At 63.1% G+C, this 18,876-nt stretch carries 21 protein-coding genes; 5 read left to right on the top strand and 16 right to left on the bottom strand.

Going from position 1 to position 18,876, the window contains the following annotated elements; translation table 11 throughout:
- The first annotated feature begins 52 nt into the window (after window positions 1-52).
- Window positions 53-703: a hypothetical protein gene (locus E5X34_RS06990; RefSeq protein WP_292562543.1), complete on the top strand. Its 651-nt coding sequence runs from the start codon at window positions 53-55 to the stop codon at window positions 701-703.
- Between the two features lie 371 nt (window positions 704-1,074).
- The gene (locus E5X34_RS06985) at window positions 1,075-1,455 is read left to right on the top strand and encodes a cytochrome c family protein (protein WP_292562541.1); all 381 of its coding nucleotides are present in this window, start codon (window positions 1,075-1,077) and stop codon (window positions 1,453-1,455) included.
- A 298-nt stretch (window positions 1,456-1,753) separates the two neighbouring features.
- Here E5X34_RS06985 and E5X34_RS06980 read toward each other — a convergent pair whose 3' ends face one another.
- From E5X34_RS06980 to map, 15 genes are all read right to left on the bottom strand, one after another.
- Window positions 1,754-2,152, bottom strand: a complete 399-nt coding sequence (locus E5X34_RS06980) for a cytochrome C oxidase subunit IV family protein (RefSeq protein WP_127253332.1) — start codon at window positions 2,150-2,152, stop codon at window positions 1,754-1,756.
- 7 nt (window positions 2,153-2,159) lie between these two features.
- Complete coding sequence (locus E5X34_RS06975) at window positions 2,160-2,882, bottom strand: heme-copper oxidase subunit III family protein (RefSeq protein ID WP_292562539.1); 723 nt, start codon at window positions 2,880-2,882, stop codon at window positions 2,160-2,162.
- A 9-nt stretch (window positions 2,883-2,891) separates the two neighbouring features.
- Complete coding sequence (locus E5X34_RS06970; RefSeq protein ID WP_292562537.1) at window positions 2,892-3,596, bottom strand: cytochrome c oxidase subunit 3; 705 nt, start codon at window positions 3,594-3,596, stop codon at window positions 2,892-2,894.
- Window positions 3,593-5,362 carry a cytochrome c oxidase subunit I gene (ctaD, locus tag E5X34_RS06965; RefSeq protein WP_292562535.1) on the bottom strand — a complete coding sequence of 590 codons (1,770 nt, stop codon included), beginning with the start codon at window positions 5,360-5,362 and terminating at the stop codon, window positions 3,593-3,595. Before ctaD ends, E5X34_RS06970 begins: the two co-directional genes overlap by 4 nt.
- Before the next feature lie 17 nt (window positions 5,363-5,379).
- Window positions 5,380-6,267 carry a cytochrome c oxidase subunit II gene (locus E5X34_RS06960; protein WP_292562533.1) on the bottom strand — a complete coding sequence of 296 codons (888 nt, stop codon included), beginning with the start codon at window positions 6,265-6,267 and terminating at the stop codon, window positions 5,380-5,382.
- A 209-nt stretch (window positions 6,268-6,476) separates the two neighbouring features.
- Window positions 6,477-7,793 (bottom strand): M20 family metallopeptidase, encoded by a 1,317-nt coding sequence (locus E5X34_RS06955; RefSeq protein ID WP_292562531.1) that lies wholly within the window; start codon window positions 7,791-7,793, stop codon window positions 6,477-6,479.
- Window positions 7,793-8,752 (bottom strand): ABC transporter permease, encoded by a 960-nt coding sequence (locus E5X34_RS06950; RefSeq protein ID WP_292562529.1) that lies wholly within the window; start codon window positions 8,750-8,752, stop codon window positions 7,793-7,795. Before E5X34_RS06950 ends, E5X34_RS06955 begins: the two co-directional genes overlap by 1 nt.
- Window positions 8,749-9,675, bottom strand: a complete 927-nt coding sequence (locus E5X34_RS06945; protein WP_292562527.1) for an ABC transporter permease — start codon at window positions 9,673-9,675, stop codon at window positions 8,749-8,751. The genes E5X34_RS06950 and E5X34_RS06945 overlap by 4 nt, the downstream gene beginning before the upstream one ends.
- A 68-nt stretch (window positions 9,676-9,743) precedes the next feature.
- Window positions 9,744-10,730 carry an autoinducer 2 ABC transporter substrate-binding protein gene (locus tag E5X34_RS06940; protein ID WP_292562525.1) on the bottom strand — a complete coding sequence of 329 codons (987 nt, stop codon included), beginning with the start codon at window positions 10,728-10,730 and terminating at the stop codon, window positions 9,744-9,746.
- 32 nt (window positions 10,731-10,762) lie between these two features.
- Entirely contained in the window at window positions 10,763-11,533 is a 771-nt protein-coding gene (locus E5X34_RS06935) for an ATP-binding cassette domain-containing protein (protein WP_292562523.1), read from the bottom strand.
- A 28-nt stretch (window positions 11,534-11,561) separates the two neighbouring features.
- Window positions 11,562-12,338, bottom strand: coding sequence for a glutamine amidotransferase (locus E5X34_RS06930; protein WP_292562521.1), 777 nt, complete (start codon window positions 12,336-12,338; stop codon window positions 11,562-11,564).
- Between the two features lie 67 nt (window positions 12,339-12,405).
- On the bottom strand, window positions 12,406-13,584 hold the full coding sequence (locus tag E5X34_RS06925) for a PfkB family carbohydrate kinase (RefSeq protein WP_292562519.1): 1,179 nt from the start codon (window positions 13,582-13,584) through the stop codon (window positions 12,406-12,408).
- 268 nt (window positions 13,585-13,852) lie between these two features.
- The gene (gene radC / locus E5X34_RS06920; RefSeq protein WP_292562834.1) at window positions 13,853-14,605 is read right to left on the bottom strand and encodes a DNA repair protein RadC; all 753 of its coding nucleotides are present in this window, start codon (window positions 14,603-14,605) and stop codon (window positions 13,853-13,855) included.
- 242 nt (window positions 14,606-14,847) lie between these two features.
- A complete protein-coding gene (locus E5X34_RS06915; RefSeq protein ID WP_292562517.1) occupies window positions 14,848-15,534 on the bottom strand; it encodes an OmpW family protein in 687 nt (228 codons plus the stop codon).
- A gap of 336 nt (window positions 15,535-15,870) precedes the next feature.
- Window positions 15,871-16,698 (bottom strand): type I methionyl aminopeptidase, encoded by an 828-nt coding sequence (gene map / locus E5X34_RS06910; protein ID WP_292562515.1) that lies wholly within the window; start codon window positions 16,696-16,698, stop codon window positions 15,871-15,873.
- Between the two features lie 171 nt (window positions 16,699-16,869).
- Here map and E5X34_RS06905 point away from each other — a divergent pair, with 171 nt between their 5' ends.
- The 3 genes from E5X34_RS06905 to E5X34_RS06895 all read left to right on the top strand — a co-directional run bounded on the left by E5X34_RS06905 (window position 16,870) and on the right by E5X34_RS06895 (window position 18,116).
- A complete protein-coding gene (locus E5X34_RS06905; RefSeq protein ID WP_292562513.1) occupies window positions 16,870-17,265 on the top strand; it encodes a hypothetical protein in 396 nt (131 codons plus the stop codon).
- Between the two features lie 111 nt (window positions 17,266-17,376).
- Window positions 17,377-17,613 (top strand): hypothetical protein, encoded by a 237-nt coding sequence (locus tag E5X34_RS06900; RefSeq protein ID WP_292562511.1) that lies wholly within the window; start codon window positions 17,377-17,379, stop codon window positions 17,611-17,613.
- Window positions 17,614-17,816: 203 nt separating this feature from the next.
- On the top strand, window positions 17,817-18,116 hold the full coding sequence (locus E5X34_RS06895; RefSeq protein WP_126082328.1) for a DUF982 domain-containing protein: 300 nt from the start codon (window positions 17,817-17,819) through the stop codon (window positions 18,114-18,116).
- A gap of 31 nt (window positions 18,117-18,147) precedes the next feature.
- Here E5X34_RS06895 and E5X34_RS06890 read toward each other — a convergent pair whose 3' ends face one another.
- Entirely contained in the window at window positions 18,148-18,834 is a 687-nt protein-coding gene (locus tag E5X34_RS06890) for an aspartyl/asparaginyl beta-hydroxylase domain-containing protein (RefSeq protein ID WP_292562508.1), read from the bottom strand.
- Window positions 18,835-18,876 lie beyond the last annotated feature (42 nt).

Below are 18,876 nucleotides of genomic sequence, written 5' to 3'. Positions count from 1 at the left end.
CATTACGGCCTGTGTCATTGTGGCGGCGCGGCAACACACGCAACTTGTCTTGATGGCCTGCCGCTGGCGATACCAACCGTTGAAGATTATCTGTTTCGATGGCGTTCGCGGGGTCAGAGGCGTTTGTGAGGCTGGGTTCATGGTAAGAGGCTTAGTCGTTGCCGCGACGCTCTTGTTGGCGACGACGGGCGGGAGCGTCCGCGCCGAGCCGGAGGTCCCGGCCCTCCTCTTGGCGGCGGCTGAAGGAGGTGCCCGGACCGAGCCGGATCTCGGCAATTGGCGCGTCGACACCGGCAGCGACGCCCAGATAACGGCCTCGCTGCATGCCATCAACAAGCTCATCACAGGGGGCGGAGCGCTGGGCTACAGCCCGGTGCTGACCTTGGCTTGCCGGCGCGATGGCGAACCACGCTGGAGCGAATGGCTACAGCTCAAAGATCCGGTCTCCGCCAGCCGCAAGATCACCATCTCCGTCATTGTCGACGGCGGCAAGACCGATGAAAGCTGGTCGGTCGGCCCGCGCGGCAGAACGCTGTTCAGGGACGGAGACGACGGCATCAAGCGCCTGGTTTCAGCGAGCCGGCTGACGCTGTCATGGCGCTTCGGTCTTCTGTCGGGGCGCGGCGAGGCCGATTTCGAACTTGCAGGTCTCTCCAAAGCGATCGGCCAGATCGCCGCAAGCTGCAAAACCGATCCACCTTGACCTCGCGGCCTGAAGCGCGTCGCGATCTTTCAGATTCGCTCCATGCGCTTTAGGTTTTGATTTTACGCCTGTCTTTTCCCCGAACCGGATCACCCTTTCAGGAGACATGCCCTAGAACAGGCTTTCCAGTTCGGTGGTCGTCATGGGGCGCCCAAACACCTTGCCGATGATATCGAGCATCGCATTGTGCGGGCCTAAGCCTCGGCAAAAGCTCGCCTTTTTCTATCCGTTTGCACGATTCTGTGGTATATAGGTGCCGCAATTCCACTGAAGAAACCCGGATCCTCCGCTCTAATGCGTGGCGCACGCAAGCGGGCCGGTGTGGCGCCGATCGTTCCGACGCAAAACGAGACCATCAGGGAGGAAATGCGATGCGTATAATCGCGCTTTTCATCGTCTTGTCCGCTACCACCATCCTCGCAACCCCATCGCAGGCGCAAGATGCTGCCGCGGGCGAGAAGGTCTTCACCAAATGCAAGGTCTGCCACGTTGCCGACCAGGACCAGAACAGGATCGGTCCGTCTCTCAACGGCGTCATCGGGCGTGTTGCCGGAACGCATCCCAACTTCACTTATTCCGCGGCCATGATCGCGGCTGGAAAATCCGGCGTCAAATGGGACGAGCCGACCCTGGCGACCTACCTTCACGCCCCCCAGGCGATGGTCAAGGGCACGAAGATGACATTTGCCGGCCTCAAGGATGATAAGGACATAGCCAACGTCATCGCCTACCTGAAGCAGTTCTCCAAATAGGCTGCCCTTCCGGGCACAATCGCTGGTCGTCCTGCAATTGCGCTGTTGAAATGTCGCGCTCGCATGCCGCTATGCCGGCAACGCGAAGAACCCCAACAGCAGCAGAACGACTATGCCAAGGCCGAGTATGACAAGCGTCCGCGTGTCCATGACGTTCACCTTCGACCGGGCGGGATGACCCGAAAATCGGGATCGATTTTCGAAAAAGATCATAGGCCCATCAAGCGGTACAGCGCGCTGTGCGCGCCCAAAAAGGGCGCGCGATACGGCAAGAGAACATCTCCTCGTTTTTATGCAATCAGGGGCCGGGTCCGAAAAACGCGATACGGGTCAGCAGCGTATAGTCGGCTTCGAAAACCATCATGGTCACGAAGACCAGCACCAATATCGGCGGCAGGATGATCGCATACATCATCGCTAGCCGCTCCCAGGCCATGTGCATGAAGACGGCGACGATCAATCCCGCCTTGAGCATCATGAAGATCAGGATCAGCGACCATCTGAGATAGCCGTGGATGCCGAAATAGTCGACCAGGTAGGAGCATGTGCTGAGGATGAACAGCCAGGCCCAGACCACCAGGTAGAGCTTGATCGGGTGCTCCTGGTGGGTGTCGGTGGTGGCGACGGCCGCCGCATCATGCGCATGGGTGGCGTGCAGTGCGTGTTGTCCGAGACCGTTTGCGGTTGCTTCAGCCATATCTGCCTCACCAAAGATAGAAGAAGGCGAAGATGAACACCCAGACCAGGTCGACGAAGTGCCAGTAGAGACCCATGATCTCGACATTCTCGTACCGGCCCCGGCGGCTGGTGAAGTAGCCGGGCCGTCCGATGTCGAAATCGCCACGCCAGACTTTTCGCGCCACGATGATCAGGAAGATCACGCCGATCGTGACATGGGTGCCGTGAAAGCCGGTGATCATGAAGAAGCACGAGCCGAATTGCGCGGCCCCCCAGGGATTGCCCCATGGCCGCACCCCTTCGGTGATCAGCTTGGTCCATTCGAAGGCCTGCATGCCGACGAATGTCGCGCCGAGTGCCGCGGTCAAAAGCATCAGGATCGCGGTTTTGCGGCGATCATGGCGGTAGCCGAAATTGACAGCCATCGCCATGGTGCCGCTGCTCGATATCAGCACGAAGGTCATGATGGCGATCAGGATCAGCGGAATCTCCGAACCGCCAATGCGAAGGGCGAAGACCTCGCTCGGGTTCGGCCACGGCACGCGCGTGGACATGCGCGCGGTCATGTAGGAGAGCAGGAAGCAGCCGAAGATGAAGGTGTCGCTGAGCAGGAAGATCCACATCATGGCCTTGCCCCAGGACACGTTCTTGAACGCCCGCTGATCCGAGGCCCAATCGGCGGCGATGCCGCGCCAGCCGGCGGGCCTGGTCTCCATCTGGCTGGTATGGGTCATGGTCGTGTCAGCCATTGCGGTCTCCTAGGTCATCAGCCGTTGGCAGATGTCGATGAAGGTCGCGGCCCAACCCGCCAACAGGGCGAAGATGCAGAGCCAGACGAAAAGCAGGAAGTGCCAGTACATGGCGCAGAGCTCGACGCTTAGGCGAAGCCGCTCCGGCCGCGCTCCATTCCAGGCGCCGATGCTCGTCCTCCCAAGGCCGACCAGACCGCCGAGTATGTGCAGGCCATGCATGCCGGTGATCAGATAGAAGAAGCTGTTGGCCGGGTTGGATGCGAGCAGATAGCCGTCCCCGGTCAGTTGCCACCATGCCATCAACTGACCGACGAGAAAGGCAAGCGTCGTGAACCCCGCCGTAGCAAGGCCCAGCCGGACGTTGTCGACCTGGCCCTTGCGCGCGGCGACCACGGCACATTGCAGCGCGACGCTGCTTAGCACCAGCACGCCGGTGTTGAGCCAGAGCAGGCGCGGCAGCGGCAGCGGCTGCCAGTCGGGCAGGCCCATGCGCATGAAATAGGCGCTGGTGAACAGCGAAAACAGGCAGCCGACCACGGCGAGGAAGACGCCGAGGCCGATCTTGGCGGTAGGCAGCGCCGACCGGTCGAAACCGACGAAATCCCCGGCCAGGCCTTGCTCCAGCCAGGGCTTGGCCGTCAGCCGCTGGTGCGAAAGCCACCATCCGGCAAAGCCGGCGATCACCAGCAGAAAGACCAGGATGACGCTCATGCCGGCTCCCTCGAGGGCGCGAAGTCGCCCGGCACGTTCTGCGGGATGCAGTCCTCCTTGGCTCCCGGCACGCTGTAGTCATAGGCCCAGCGATAGACGATCGGCAGCTCCTTGCCGAAATTGCCGTGCGCCGGCGGCGTCTGCGGCGTCTGCCATTCGAGCGTCGTCGCCCGCCATGGGTTGCCGCCGGCCTCGCGGCCATGGCGGATGCTCCAGATCAGGTTGAACAGGAACACCATCTGGGCGAAGCCGACGATGAAGGCCATGATCGAGATGAACGAGTTCAGATGACGAGCCGATTCCGTCATTATGGTCATGTCGGTGAGCTCGGCGTAACGCCGCGGAACGCCCATCAGGCCGAGATAATGCATGGGAAAGAAGATCAGGTAGGCGCCAACGAAGGTCACCCAGAAATGGAAGCGGCCGAGCGTCTCGTCCAGCATCCGTCCGGTGACCTTCGGGTACCAGTGATAGATCGCGCCGAAGATCACCAGGATCGGCGCGACTCCCATGACCATGTGGAAATGGGCAACGACAAACATGGTGTCCGACAGCGGCACGTCGACGACGACATTGCCGAGGAACAGCCCGGTCAGGCCGCCATTGACGAAGGTGACGATGAAGGCGAGCGCGAAAAGCATCGGTATGGTCAGATGGATGTCGCCGCGCCACAGCGTCAGCACCCAGTTATAGACCTTGATCGCCGTCGGCACGGCAATGATAAGGGTCGTGGTCGCGAAGAAGAAGCCGAAATAGGGGTTCATGCCGCTGACATACATGTGGTGCGCCCAGACGACGAAGCTCAGGGCGCCGATGGCGATGATCGCCCAAACCATCATGCGGTAGCCGAAGATGTTCTTGCGCGCATGCGTGCTGATCAGGTCGGACACGATGCCGAAGGCCGGCAGGGCCACGATATAGACCTCCGGATGGCCGAAGAACCAGAACAGGTGCTGGAACAGGATCGGGCTGCCGCCATTGTGCTGCAGTTGCTCGCCCATCTCGACAATCGCCGGCATGAAGAATGAGGTGCCGAGAACGCGGTCGAGCAGCATCATCACACAAGCGACGAACAGCGCCGGGAAGGCGAGCAGCGCCATGACGGTGGCGGTGAAGATGCCCCAGACGGTGAGCGGCAGGCGCATCAAGGTCATGCCGCGCGTGCGGCCCTGCAGCACCGTCACCACATAGTTGAGGCCGCCCATGGTGAAGCCGACGATGAACAGGATGAGCGAAGAGAGCATCAGGATGATGCCCCAGTCCTGCCCGCCCGGCGTGCCGGACATGATGGCCTGCGGCGGGTAGAGCGTCCAGCCTGCGCCGGTCGGCCCGCCCGGCGCAAAGAAGCTCGACACCAGAACGAGCACGGCGAGCAGATAGATCCAGTAGCTCAGCATGTTGACATAGGGAAAGACCATGTCGCGGGCGCCGACCATCAGCGGGATGAGGTAGTTGCCGAAGCCGCCGAGGAAGAGCGCGGTGAGCAGGTAGATCACCATGATCATGCCGTGCATGGTGATGAACTGGTAATAGGCCTCCGGTGTGATGAAGTCGAACGTGCCGGGAAAGCCGAGCTGCAGGCGCATCAGCCAGGACAGAACCAGCGCCACAAGGCCGATCGCGGTTGCCGTCGCCGAGTACTGGACCGCTATGACCTTCGCATCCTGCGAGAAGACATATTTCGTCCACCAGCTGTGCGGATGGTAGAGTTCGACCTCGCCAACTTCGGCGGGCGGAACGGCATCTGCGGGTGTGACGTCGACCATCGGAGCACCTCCGTGCCCTATTGTGCGGACCTCGAAAGTTTCGAGTTTGCCGCGACGCCCAGATTGGACGCCATTATCTTACCTGGCGGCTGCTTCGCCGAGCCCGATTGCTGGGGCGCCGACAATTGCGCGAAGGTCTGCTGCTGGCCGAGCCAGGCCAGATAATCCTGCTCGGTGTCGACCACGACCACGCCATGCATCAGCGGGTGCCCTTGGCCGCATAGTTCGGCGCACAAGACCTGGAAGGTACCCGTCCTGGTCGGAGTGAACCAGAAATAGGTCACCGAGCCGGGGATCATGTCCATCTTGGCGCGGAATTCCGGGATATAGAAATCATGCAGCACGTCGATCGAACGCAGCAGCACCTTGACCGGCTTGCCGACCGGCAGATGAAGATCGGCGGCTTGGACCAGGACATCGTCCTGGCCGTTCGGATCCTTGGGGGCGACGCCCAACGGATTGTCGGCGGTGACGTCGCGGGTGTCGGAAGTGCCGAGCTTGCCGTCCTTGCCCGGCAAACGGAAGCTCCACTGCCATTGCTGGGCGACCACCTCGATTGCGGTCGCATCGCCTGGCACCGTGACGAAGCGGCTCCAGACGAACAGGCCGGGAACCAGCAAAGCGGTGACGCCGAACGCGGTGACGATCATCAGCCACGATTCGAGGCGCTTGTTCTCGGGTTCGTATGCCGCGCGATTGCCTTCCCGATGCCGGAAGCGGAAGACGCAATAAGCCATGAACAGGACGACAGCGGCAAAGACGATGCCGGTGATCCAGAAGCTGATGATGATGGTGTTGTCGATATAGTCCCAGTTGGAGGCAATGGGCGTCCACCACCATGGACTCAACAGGTGGAACAACACCGAGCCCACGACGATCAAAACGAGTACAAGCACAACGGCCATGTCCCGTTCCTCCCGGCATTCCAAACGCGCGAAGCGTTCCGAAATGCCGAGCGCATCATGCTCGCTTTTCGGTTGGAACTCCAGAGCCGACTATCTGATTGGCAAAATCTGCTCTTTACGCCGACTTTCGAGACGCAAGGCGGCGGCCAGATGGCCGGATTACTATGCCAGCGCCTTCGCTACCGTTCTGGATCATGCTCCAGCTTGCTCTAGCGGCACCATTTCTCCACGGCAATCGCAATCGCCTTCGTGCAATCGACGAGGTCGCGCACCGAAACGCGCTCGTTGGGCTGATGCGCCTGCGCCGGGTCGCCGGGGCCGAAATTGACGGTCGGCGTGTTGCCGAGGCCTGTCGGCAGGCCGATGTCGCTATGCGCGCCGAAGCCGCTCAGCATCGGTGACAGATTGGCGTCCTTCACGGCTTCCTGAAAGACACTCACGAACGGATTGTCGGAGGGGATTTCGGCACAGTCGGCATCGAGGATCCATTCGACCCGGGCAGGGTGCTGGCGCAGATAAGGGTCCGCCTGGCAGACATTGGCGATATGCTCTTCGATCTCGCGCTTGACGTTGCCGCCCAGCCTGAATTCGTCATGCTCGCTCGGCAGGTACTGCGCGTCGATGATGATCTCGCCGCGACCAGCCATAGAGGAGGGGTGCTCGCCGGCATTGATCTGGGTGACGATGATCTGGTTGGGCAGGTCCATCAGCGGATGGTTCTTCCTGGGATCGAACATCCAGCGCCGGTTGAGGATATCAATGCCGTCGAGGATCTGCCGGCAGAGTTGCACGGCATCGACCGGGCCGCTCGAATACCAGGCGTTCGGCGTGAGCTCGGCATGGCCGCCGATGCCGTCGATGATGATCCTGCCCCACAATATGCCGTGACAGAGCGGCGCGATCCTGTTTGCCGTCGGCTCGGTCATGATGCCGGCATCGGCGCGAAAGCCGCGATCGACCATGGCGAGCGACCCCATGCCGCCGATCTCCTCGTCGACGACGGTGGTGAAGACGATGTCTCCGGAAAGACTGACGCCGAGCCCCTTCAGGATTTCGACCGCCATCAGCATGCAGGCGACGCCGCCCTTCATGTCGACGGTGCCGCGCCCATGCAGGAAACCGTCCTTCAGCACGGGCTGGAACGGATCGGTTGCCCAGTGTCCGGCCGCACCCGGCGGCACGACGTCGATATGACCGGTCAGCATGATCGAGCGGCCGCCGCCCGTGCCCTTCAGCACGCCGCCCAGATTGGGCCGGCCTTCAAATGTCCTGCCCTTGTTGGCGCCGGCGCGTCCCTTGTATTTTTCATAGAGCGCCGGGCCGTCCGGGTCCCACAGATCGGTGGTGAAGCCGAGCGCCTCCAGGCGCTTCTGCAGATAGAGTTGGCAGTCGCGCTCGCCCGGGCCGGCCTCTTTCGGATTGGATTTCACGATCGAGGGGAAGGCGACGAGATCGCTCAGCGTCTCGACGATGCGATCGGCCGCTGCCTCGACGCGCGCGGCGATGGTCTCTTCCATGGAAGGCATTAGGATCTCCAACGTTGGGAAAGCCGGTCGGCAAGAAGGACGAACACCAGAAGGGCGCCGACGATCCCCACTTGCCAGACCGTGTTGATGTTCAGTTGCAGCAGGCCGGTCTTGAGCGTGACCAGGAGCAGCACGGCCGCGAACACGCCCCCGACGCCGCCGCGCCCGCCAGTGATGGCGATGCCGCCAAGCATCGCGGCGGTCAGAGATTCCAGCTCGAGGTTCTGGCCGATATTGGGCCTGCCGCTGCCGAGCCAGGCGAGCGAAACCAGGCCGGCGGCGCCGGCGAGCGCGCCGCTCAGGGCGTAGAGGATGAAGCGCACGCGATCGACAGGAATGCCGACCAGCCTGGCTGAGCGTTCGTTGAAGCCCATCGCATAGATCCAGCGCCCCCAGGCCGTCGCCATCAGCGCAAGGCCGGCCAGCGCGAAGCAGGGGATGGCCAGGGTGAGGAAGGGCACGGGAATGCCGGCGACGACACCGCGCCCCCATAGAAGCAGCCATCCTGGCACGCCCGACTGGGCCGCGCCGCCCGTGACGGCAAGCGCTACGCCGGAATAGACGAAGAAGGTGCCGAGCGTCGCGATGAAGGGCAGCAGCGCCAGGCCGTTCACCAGCAATCCATTGAGGGCGCCGAGCGCTGCGCCGGCCAGGATGCAGACGGCCGGCAGCAGGACCGGCGGCAAGCCCAGTTTGAGCGACAGCATGGCGATGATGGCGGAGAGCGAAACCGCGCCGCCGACCGACAGGTCTATGCCTGTGCCGCCGGCCAGGATGACCATCCCCTGTCCGAGGCCAACCAGTGCCAGGATGGTCGAGAACTGAAGAATGGTGGTTACGGTGCCGAGATTGAAGACGGAAGGCTTGAGCGCCAGCAGGCCGACAATCACGATCAGCCACAGCGCGCACAGCAAAGCCAGGGTCAGGGCCGGGCCCTGCAGGTTCCGAAGCGTTCTCATGCGCGGGCTCGCTGGAACCGGGTAAGAGGCAGGCGATTGGAGACCGCTTCGAAGCCGAGCACACCGATGACCAGCACGCCGGTGACGACCGGCTGCCAAAGCGAGGGGACACCGATGAGAAGCAGGCCATTCTGGAGAATTCTGAGCAGGAGCACGCCAAGCACCGTGCCGAGCAGGCTGCAGCGCCCGCCCAATATGCTTGTGCCGCCGAGAATGACCGCGGCGATGGCATCCAGCGCCGAGGTGCTGCCGATCGACATTTCAACGTTGCGGTAGGTTGCGACATAGAAGGTGGCGGCAATGCCGGTCAGGACGCCGCTGATGACAAAGGTCAGGAATCTGACCTTGATCACCGGAATTCCCGAAAGCCGCGCCTTTTCTTCCGAATTGCCGATCGCCAGCAGATGCAAACCATAGGGCGTGCGCCGCAGTGCCAGCCAGACAGTCAGATAGGCAACGGCGATCACCAGGGCCGGCACGGGGATGCCGAGCACGGTGGTTGCCAGCAGATCGGTGAGGCTCGAGGGCAGGCCGGAAAGCCATTGCCCGCCAAGCAGCGCAAACACGGCGGTGCGGTAGACGCCGAGCAAGCCAAGCGTTCCGACGATTGCCGGGACGCGGCCGAGGACGACGACGGCGGCCGTCACGCAGCCCAGCAGCGCACCGACGAGCGGGCCCGCGACAAGCGCCACGAACGGGCTGCCATCGGCGCCAACTATACGGCCGATGGCGATGGCCGCGAGGCCCATGACGATGCCGATCGAGACATCGATGCCGCCCATGGCGAGCAGCAAGGTCATGCCGAGGCCGATCAGCAGCAGCTCGACGCTGTTGCGCAGCACGGTGACCGCGTTGCCCGGGGTCGCGTAGTGCGGCGATGCGACAGAGAAGATGGCGATCGCCAGCAAACAGGCGACAAGCAAAGACCACTCCCGCCCGTTCATGGAGAAGACACCGCTTCCAGACTGCCGCACCGCGCTCACGTCAGGGCTCAGAAGTTGAACTTGTCGACATTGTCCTTGGTGAAGACGGCCGGCGGCCCGAGCAGCAGGATGCCCTTGGCGGCATCATAGGTGGCGGGCTTGTCGAGGCCGGCAATCTTGTTCTCGGCCTCGAAGCTCTTGCCGTCGATAAGCTGCTTGCCGGCCCAGACCGTCAGGTAGCCCAGCTGTTCAGGGTCCCACAGCACGGTGAAGCCGAAGGCGCCGCTCTTCAGATAGGAGCGCGCGGTGTTCGGGCTGCAGTAACCGGTCCCGATAACCGAGCCGATCTTGCCCGCGGTCTCGATCGCCTGGGCAACGCCCGGGCAGGTCGAGGATGCGACGGCGATGATGGCCTTGATGTCGGGATTGGCGGCCATGAGGTCGCCCGAGATCTGCGCGGCGCGCTCGGCCGTGCCGCCGGCGAATTGCGGGGCGAGCAGCTTCAGCTTGGGATATTTGGCGGTGGCTTCCTTCTGCATGAAGCCGATCCAGGCGTTGAGGTTGGACGCGGTCGCCTCACCGGAGACGATGCCGATCGTGGCGTCCTCGCCGACGCGCTTGACCAGTTCGTCGATGATCGTGGTGCCGAGACCCTCGTCTGTCGCCTGCGCCACATAGACCGCGCGGCCGCTGTCGGGCGCGTCGCTGTCGCTGGTGAACAATTTGATGCCCTTGGCCTTGGCGCTCTCCACCACCGGGGCGATGCTCGAAGCATCGAGAACGGAGACCGAGACCGCTTCGACGCCCTGGTCGATCAGGTTCTGCACGATCTGCAACTGGTCGACCGGGTTGGTGTCGACCGGGCCGGAATAGACGAAATCGACGCCGAGATCCTTGGCGGCGCGATTGCCGCCCGCCTCCATGGCGTTGAAGTAGGGAATGCCGATAAGCTGCGGGACGAAGGCGACCTTATGCTTGTCCGCCGCATGCGCCGTCGTCGCGACGACGAAGGACAGCGCGGAGGCCGCGAGCACTTTCCTGAGTTGTGAAAGCATTGTTTTTGATCCTCTCTGGAATGACGTGCGTGTCAGTTTGTTTTTTCGAGCGCCCGCACGTCGGGATGGGCGCCTGTTATGAGCGAAACGACTTCCTCGTGATTGGTCTCGGCGGCCAGCCGTTCGGCCACCTTGCGGCCACGCCGGAAAACCACGATCCGGTCGGCAACCTCAAAGACTTCGGAAATGTTGTGGCTGATGAGCACGACGGCGCAGCCGCGGCCGGCAAGGCGCCGAGTCAGCGCCAGCACTTTGCGGGTCTCGGCGACGGCAAGGGCGGCCGTCGGTTCATCCATGATGACCAGCCGGGCGTTGAGATTGAGCGCCCGGCAGATAGCGACGGCCTGGCGCTGGCCGCCCGACAGGCTGCCGACCGGGGCCTCGGGATCGGAGATATGGGCGTCGAGCTCCTGCAGAAGTCCGTCGACGCGCTGGCGCATCTCGGCGCGTTTCAGAAACGGGATGCCAAAAATGGAGCGTTTCAATTCACGACCGAGAAAGACGTTTTCGGCGATCGAGAGGTTCTCCGAAAGCGCCAGTTCCTGAAAGATCGTCGCGATTCCGGACGCCGCCGCATCCTTGGGCGAGGCGAACGCCACCGCTTTGCCTTCGATCAGAAGTTCGCCGTCGCTCGGCGGATGGGCGCCCGCCAGGATCTTGATGAAAGTCGATTTGCCCGCGCCGTTGTCGCCGAGCAGCGCCAGCACTTCGCCGGGCCGGATTTCCAGGTCGACATCGGCAAGGGCGGTCAGCGCGCCGAAGCGCTTGGCGATGTTCCTGGCGACGAGAAAAGGGGCCGTCATGACGGTTTCTCCGGCATTCGTGGATAGGCTAGACGGCCTTGCTGACCCAGCGCAGCACGTTGGTCCAAAGCCGCGCGTAGCCGGGCCATTCGACGAAGCTGTTCGGCAGCCAGTGCGGGCCGATATCGGACGTCCAGACCAGGGTGCGCCCCTCGCCATGGCGCCCGGTGACCAGCAGCGGATGACCGCCCTGGTCCTGCGGCAGCCGGGCCAGGATCTCGACATCGTCGCGGTCGCGGGCAATGACCTCGTTGGCGCCGAGCAGGATCGGCCACTCGCCCTCGATACCGGCAAAGAGTGTATGATCCCTGGGGCCGATGATCTCGGGCCGAAAGCCCTCGGGAATTTCGAGCCGGTCGTCATAGGGAAGGCAGGTCACCGGCAGCGCGTCCTCGACGGCCGTGCGGTGCCAGCGGGCCTTGCCGTCGATGCCCTGAAAACTGAAATAGCCGCCGATCATGACCAGGCCGCCGCCGCCTCGCGTCCAGTCGCGCAGCAGCTTGAGCCGGTTGGGCACGGTCTTGCCGTGCAGCCACACATCGGGATGTAAAAGCAACGAGTTGGCGCCGATATCGGAGAGCACGATCGCCTTGTATTGCGACAGGCCCTCCATGGTGAAAGGCAGCTTTTCGACCGCCTCGTGGGCCGGCATGTATTCAAGATCGAACTCGCTGTCCTTCAAGGCGTTGACCAAAGGCGTGGCGCCGAGATGGAAGGTGACGCTGCCGAACTGGTCGAAGCCCTTGTAGTGGGTGGCGGAACTCATCCAGCTCTCGCCGACCAGAAGGACTTTCGTTTTCGGCATGACTCATGTTCTCCCGATATTGCCTGTTACTTGCCTGCCGGCCGCCCTGGGCCGGTAAGCCATTGATCTAGCTGGCCATAACGTCGCTCGCGGCAGCGGTGGCCTTCAGTGTCGCGAAGTCGGCGATGTAGCCTTGCGCGCCTTCGACCGTCGTCGTCAGGCTGGCGCCGACCGCGGCGTAGCGGGCCGCGGTTTCCAGCGACGCGCCATGCAGCCAGAGGCTGAGGAAGATGCCGGCAAAGCTGTCGCCCGCGCCGGTCGCATCCACGCGGTTGACTGGCAGGGCCGGCACCTCGATCTGCGGTCCGCCGGTCGCCGGAAACACCACCGCGCCGAACTCGCCGAGGGTGAGCACGACCGTTCCGCGCGGCTTGATGCGCGACAGCATGAGGCGAACCTCTTCGATCATGGTCGCCATGCGCGTGCGAAATCCGTAGATCTCCCTGATCATCACATCGTTGATGAAGGTCAGGTCGATCTGCCTGACCATCTGCGCGAAGATTTCAGGCGTGCGCGCGCTCCTGGGCAGGCCGGCGGAATGCAGGCTCACCTTCCAGCCCGCCTGGTGAAAACGCGCGATGGATGCCGTCATCGTCTCGTAATGGAAGCCTTCGATGTGAAGGCAGGCGGGTCGCTGTTCGGGTTGGATGTCGAGATTGGCGGTGAGATCGACTTCGCCAAGTTCGAACGGTTCGCTGATGATGGTGCGGCTGCCGTTGCGCTCGATAATGACGATCGCCTGCGAGAGCCGGTTGTTGGGCGTGCTGCGGATTGGCAAGGCGTGCACGCCCAGCTTGGAAAGCTCGCCCAGCGCCCAGTCGCTCTCCGCGTCCTCGCCGACCGCCGTCGCCAGTTCCACGTCAAGCGCGTAGGGCGCCCCGACGCCGGCCGCGGCAACCGCGAGATTGGCGGCGGGGCCGCCGAGCGCCTTGTCGATATGGCTGGCCGTGATCCGGTCGTCGCGATGCGGCAGCACCTCGACGCGGCAGAGGAAGTCGACGCTCACCCGTCCGGCGACCAGGAGCCTGGGCAGATGGTCGAGATTCTTCGGCCGCTGCGGGGCACGGCCGGGCAGGGAGCGCGCAAACGAGCTCGGCCGGTACATCAGGGCGGCGATCGCCTTCTCTATGCGCTCTCGCGTGCCTTCCTTGAGGCCGGCCGTGCCATTGATGAAGTTTGAGACCGTGCCGATGGAAACACCGGCGGCTCGTGCTACATCGGCAATGGTCGGGCGCTTGCGTTGCAAAGGCGTGATCCAATTGAAGCGTTTCAAACGCTAGCAGCGGATGTGAAAGGCCTCAACGGAATTATCTTCTAAAGACGCTGCTGCGATCTTCCTTGGATAGAAGATTGATCCACGCCGGCGCCGTCACGGGGATCATTCGTTGCGCAATTGAACGATTTTCAAATCCAGCCTTTTTGCGCGCTGTCCCCGCAGGCCGCGCCAGTCATTGGCAGGCGCATGGTCCGATCTGCGGTAGCCGGCCAAGCCCCTGGCAATCTCCGGCAGCCCATCAGATCAGCAGCAGTCCTTTCATCGAGGCGTTGCCCTTGCGGCCGATGATGATGTGGTCGTGCACGGCGATGCCGAGCGGTTTGGCCGTGTCGATAATCTGCTTGGTCATCTCGATGTCCGCGCGGGACGGTGTGGGGTCGCCGGACGGATGGTTGTGGACCAGGATGACGGCGCTGGCGGAGAGCTCGAGCGCGCGCTTCACCACCTCGCGCGGATAGACGGGCGTGTGGTCGACGGTGCCGGTCTGCTGCACCTCGTCGGCGATCAGCCCGTTCTTCTTGTCGAGGAACAGGATGCGGAACTGCTCACGGTTCTCGAACGCCATGGCGGAGCGGCAATAGTCGAGCAGTTGCGTCCAGTTGGACAGCACCTCGCGACCGCGCACCTCGCCACGCGCCATGCGCTGGGCCGTCGCGGCGATGACTTTGAGGTCGACAGCAACCGTCGGCCCGATGCCTTTGACCTCCTCGAGCAGCGAAGGCGGCGCGCCGAGCACTTCGGCGAGCGAGCCGAAGCGGGCGATCAGCGCCTTGGCGATCGGCTTGGTGTCGACGCGCGGGATCAGCCGGAAAAGCAGCAGCTCGAGCAGTTCATAGTCGGGGAGGGCGTCTGGCCCGCCGGCGACGAACCGTTCGCGCAGACGATCGCGATGGCCGTGATAGTGCGGCTTTTCGATCGGCGCGGCCTTGGTGGGCCGCCGGACCGGCAGCTCCGCGAAAAATCCCCGCTCGTCGTCGCTGGTTTCCCCCATGGTTGCCCGCCCTTGGCCGGAAAGGCCCGGCAGAAGGAAACTGTAAGCCGACGGGCCGGACGCAGTCGAGTTTTTTCGGCGCGAGCGCGAAAATCCCTGCATCGGCCCCGTCATGATGGTGGTGTAAGCGTGCTCCACCGGCGATGATTTGGAGTTGCCAGCATCCGAGGTGAGAGGAGGGTGCAACATGGCACCCTCCTTATGGCCAGTTAATGTCGGCAACCGGCTTTCGTCCCGCCTTGTCAGAAGCGGTAGGTGACGCCCGTGCCAATCAGCCAGGGGTTGAGCTTGGCCTTGCCAGTCAAGTTCGTGCCGCCGACCGTGACGTCGAATTTCGGCTCCAGAAAGAGCTTCTTGACGTCGAAATTGACGCCCCAATGCTGATCCAGCATGTAATCGAACCCGACCTGCAGAGCGCCGCCGAAGGTGTTCTTGACATGGAGGGCGTCAGCGCTGCCGGCATCCTGATTGTAGAAGATCGTGTAGTTCACGCCGGCGCCGACATAGGGCTTGAAGGCGCCGAAATCGGTAAAGTGGTATTGCAGCGTGAGCGTTGGCGGGAGCACCCAGACCTTGCCGACCTTGCCCAACCCGCTGATCGTCCCCTCGCCATAGATATTGGCGTAGGTGGTGCCGAGAATGAGTTCGGCGGCGACGTTGTCGGTGAAGTAGTAGGAAATGTCCAATTCCGGCGTCACGGTATCCGAATAGGAAAGGTCGGAGCCGGGGATTCCGTTGACGTTGCCCTTGTCGTCCGTGATCACGCCCAAGGCGCGCAGGCGAATCTGCCAGGGACCCGATGCTGCTACAGGCGGCACGTTCTGTGTCACGGATTGTATGTCCGCCGCCGTGGCCTGCTGCATTCCTGCCACGACAAGCGCTGCGGCAACTGCGATCCCCCGCCACTGCCCAACCCAGTTTCTCACCATAATATCTCTCCATGGAATTCGAATGTGGTGCGCTGCAGCAATGACAGCCGTGGAGAGATGCTCGGTTGACCTAGGTCAATGGTCGGATGACGTAATTGGAGCTGCGTTCAATCCGTCGTCGCCTGTAACAAAAATGCTACATGACGATCACGGCGGGTCGCTGTTCGGAACGAGTCGAAGGAAGGGCCCCAAACGGGGCTATGATGCGGCAGGTCGCCCCCGGCCGCTCTTGGTCGGGCGCCAGATGCCTTTCGCGCCCCCAAGGAGCCACGGCAGGCAATTCTCGCGGACGAACTTCAAGCGCTCGCCAGGCCGGGAAGGCCAGCGGCAAGAAAGCTAGGCTGGCAGGCCGGGCCGGTCGAGGTTCTTCGGCGACAGCGTGAAGATCTCGCAGCCGGTATCCGTGACGCCGATCGTGTGTTCGTATTGCGCCGACAGCGAACGGTCGCGCGTAACCGCCGTCCAGCCGTCCGACAGGACCTTCACATGCGGGCGGCCGAGATTAATCATCGGCTCGACTGTGAAGATCATACCTGGCCGCATCTCGACGCCTTCATTGACGGTGCCGTAATGCAGGATGTTCGGCGCGTCGTGGAAAAGCTGGCCGACGCCGTGGCCGCAGAAATCGCGCACCACCGAGCAGCGCTCGGCCTCGGCGTAGGTCTGGATCGCGGCGCCTATGGCGCCGGTGCGGGCGCCGGGCTTGATCGCGGCGATGCCGCGCATCAGGCATTCATAGGTCACTTCGAGCAGCCGCTCGGCGGCGCGCTTGATGGTGCCCACCGGATACATGCGCGAGGAATCGCCGTGCCAGCCGTCCAAGATATAGGTGACGTCGATGTTGACGATGTCGCCATCCTTCAGCGGCTTGTTGTCGGGAATGCCGTGGCAGACGACATGATTGATCGAGGTGCAGGACGATTTGGTGTAGCCGCGATAGTTGAGCGTCGCCGGCAATGCTCCGTGGTCCATGCCGAATTCGAAAACGAAGCGGTCGATCGCTTCCGTCGTCACGCCGGGCTTGACCATCGGCACCAGCTCGTCGAGGCAGCGCGCGGTGAGATCGCAGGCCTTGCGCATGCCGGCAAAACCTTCCTCGCCATAGAGGCGGATCTGGCCGGTGTTTCGAAGGGGGGCCGTGGCGGCGTCGAGATAGGTAACCATTTTTGTCCGTTTGCCGGCGTTGGCTCCAAAGGGAGCCGAGTGCCAAAATCTGCCCCAGATTTGGCACCGGAAGCCGCAAGGTTCAAGGACGAAGTGCGAGCGCGCCGTCCGTTGCGGCTTTCCTTCGGCCGTTTCATGGGTTAGGGCCGGTTCTGGTATCCGGAGATAGCCTTGACGGCACCTGAACGCGAGAGATCGAAACTGCTGCCGGTCAGGACCGCTTTTGCCGGCCTGATGGCGCTGCTGATGCTCGCGCTGCTGGGCTTCGCACAGGCCGGAATCTCTGCATCGGCCGTCTCGCTCCAGGGTGGCTCCGGCATCAGCGCCGCCCGCCAGGGCGACACGATGGCGCTGCTCAGGACCTCCGGCAAGACGCAGGCGCTCGAGGTTCGAGCCAGCCGGCCGCTTCCCGTGAAGCTTGTCAGCGGCAATCCCGGCGTGCTTGCGCCCGCAGCCGATTTGCTGGTTATCGGCCAGGCATTGCCAGCCGAAATGGGTGTCACGCCCGCGGCGGGAATCGCAACGCCGTCGCGTGCGAACCAGCCACGCGCGCCACCCGCCGCATAAGCCCCGGCCGCCGAGCGCGGCATCCAAATCAAAACATTCCTTCGCGTCGCGACCCAGCGACGGCCGCCGGCCGTCCGCCGGTTGCGTGCGCTTCAATACGGATTTTCTTCAATGCAACGCATCAAGACATTCAAGACACTCACCCGCGCGGCTGCCGCGGCCTGCTTCCTGGCGGTTCAGGCGATAATCTGCATCGGCACCGTCTATTGGGCCGTTGCCGCCACCCTTGGCATGGACGGAACAGCGGCGATGGTGCTCGGCGCCATCTTCGCGCTGCCGTCCACCTATGTGCTGATGGTGGTTACCCGCATGGCCTATGACGCGGAGACGGACCCGGCCAATCAGTAGCGGCAAAGGCAAGGGGCCGGGGGCAGGGCGGTGTGGGTAGCGTCGCCCTGTCGGCCTGCGCGGATCGGCCGGGCGCTGGCCCGACATGTCCGCGAACCGATTCTTCACCGCACTGAGGTCACATTCCTGAGTCAGAAGGCCGCAAAAGCAACTTTTCACATCGAGCGGCGTTGGTTCGGCTACGCCAGTTCGGGAGACAGGGAATGGACAGACTGCAATTCGAGGTGCCGGTGCGCATCACGCCCGCGCCCGGCCTGCCGGTCGAGGAAATCTACAGTGTCGAGCAGGCGCTCGATTTCCTGCAGGATTGGCCGAAGCGCAGGCAGGGCAAGATCTACGAAGCCGCCTTCAATGCCTGCTTCGGGGCGACGGTCGATGTGGCCAGCACCGAGGAAGCCTGCCGGGCGTTTGCAACCTTCTGCCGCGTCAGCGGATTGCTGGCGAGGGACGCGATGTTTCCCGGCAAGCGCAGGGCAGGGACACATCGCGAGGCGCGTGCTTAAAGCGTGACGCGCTTGAGCCTTGCTACTGGGTTCAGCCGCCGAACGACACGCCCCGATAGCGCATTCCCACCTGCACGCCGCGCACGATCACGCGCGACAGGATCTCCATATCCAGCGGCATTTGCGGACGCCACACGTCGAGCAGGAGAGCGACGCGCGGCTGATCCGAGTTGTTCATGACTTCGTGCTCGAACGTGTCGTCCCACAGCATGCATTCGCCGTCGGCGATGCGCCTTTCCTCATGATTGATCATCATGATCGTTGCCGGGCGGCCGTCCGGCTGCTTCGGGATGACCAGGCCGAGATGGAAGCGCATGATGCCGCGAAACGGTCCACGGTGCGGCGGGATGTGCTTGTGCGGGGCGAGGAACGAGACGGCCGCTGACTTGACCTCGGGGCATTCGGCGAGCAGCCGGCTCAGCACCGGCATGCGCGCGAGGTTTTCCGGGACCGTCATGTCGTAAGCCTTGAGCACGAACATGCGCCAGTCGAGCCCGTCATTGGCCGAGATATCGGCCTGTTCCGGCATGATGTCGTGGAAACGCGGCGCCTTGTTCAGTTTTGCTGCGAGCGCTTCATCGCGGATGTCCTGCCAGGCGGCGGCGAACTTCGCCGCATTGGGAAAATGCGTGCCGGCATCAAGAATGGCCGGCGCATCTATGCGTTTTTCATAGATACGGCGGACCAGATTGGTTCCCAGATCGTAAGCGCCTGACATCTCATGACCTCAACGACGCTGTTATATAGCGGGAGATTGGTT

The organism is Mesorhizobium sp., from assembly GCF_004963255.1.
GTDB lineage: Bacteria > Pseudomonadota > Alphaproteobacteria > Rhizobiales > Rhizobiaceae > Mesorhizobium.
The sequence above is the reverse complement of the archived record's forward strand: the minus strand, read 5'-3'. Positions and strand labels throughout refer to the sequence as shown.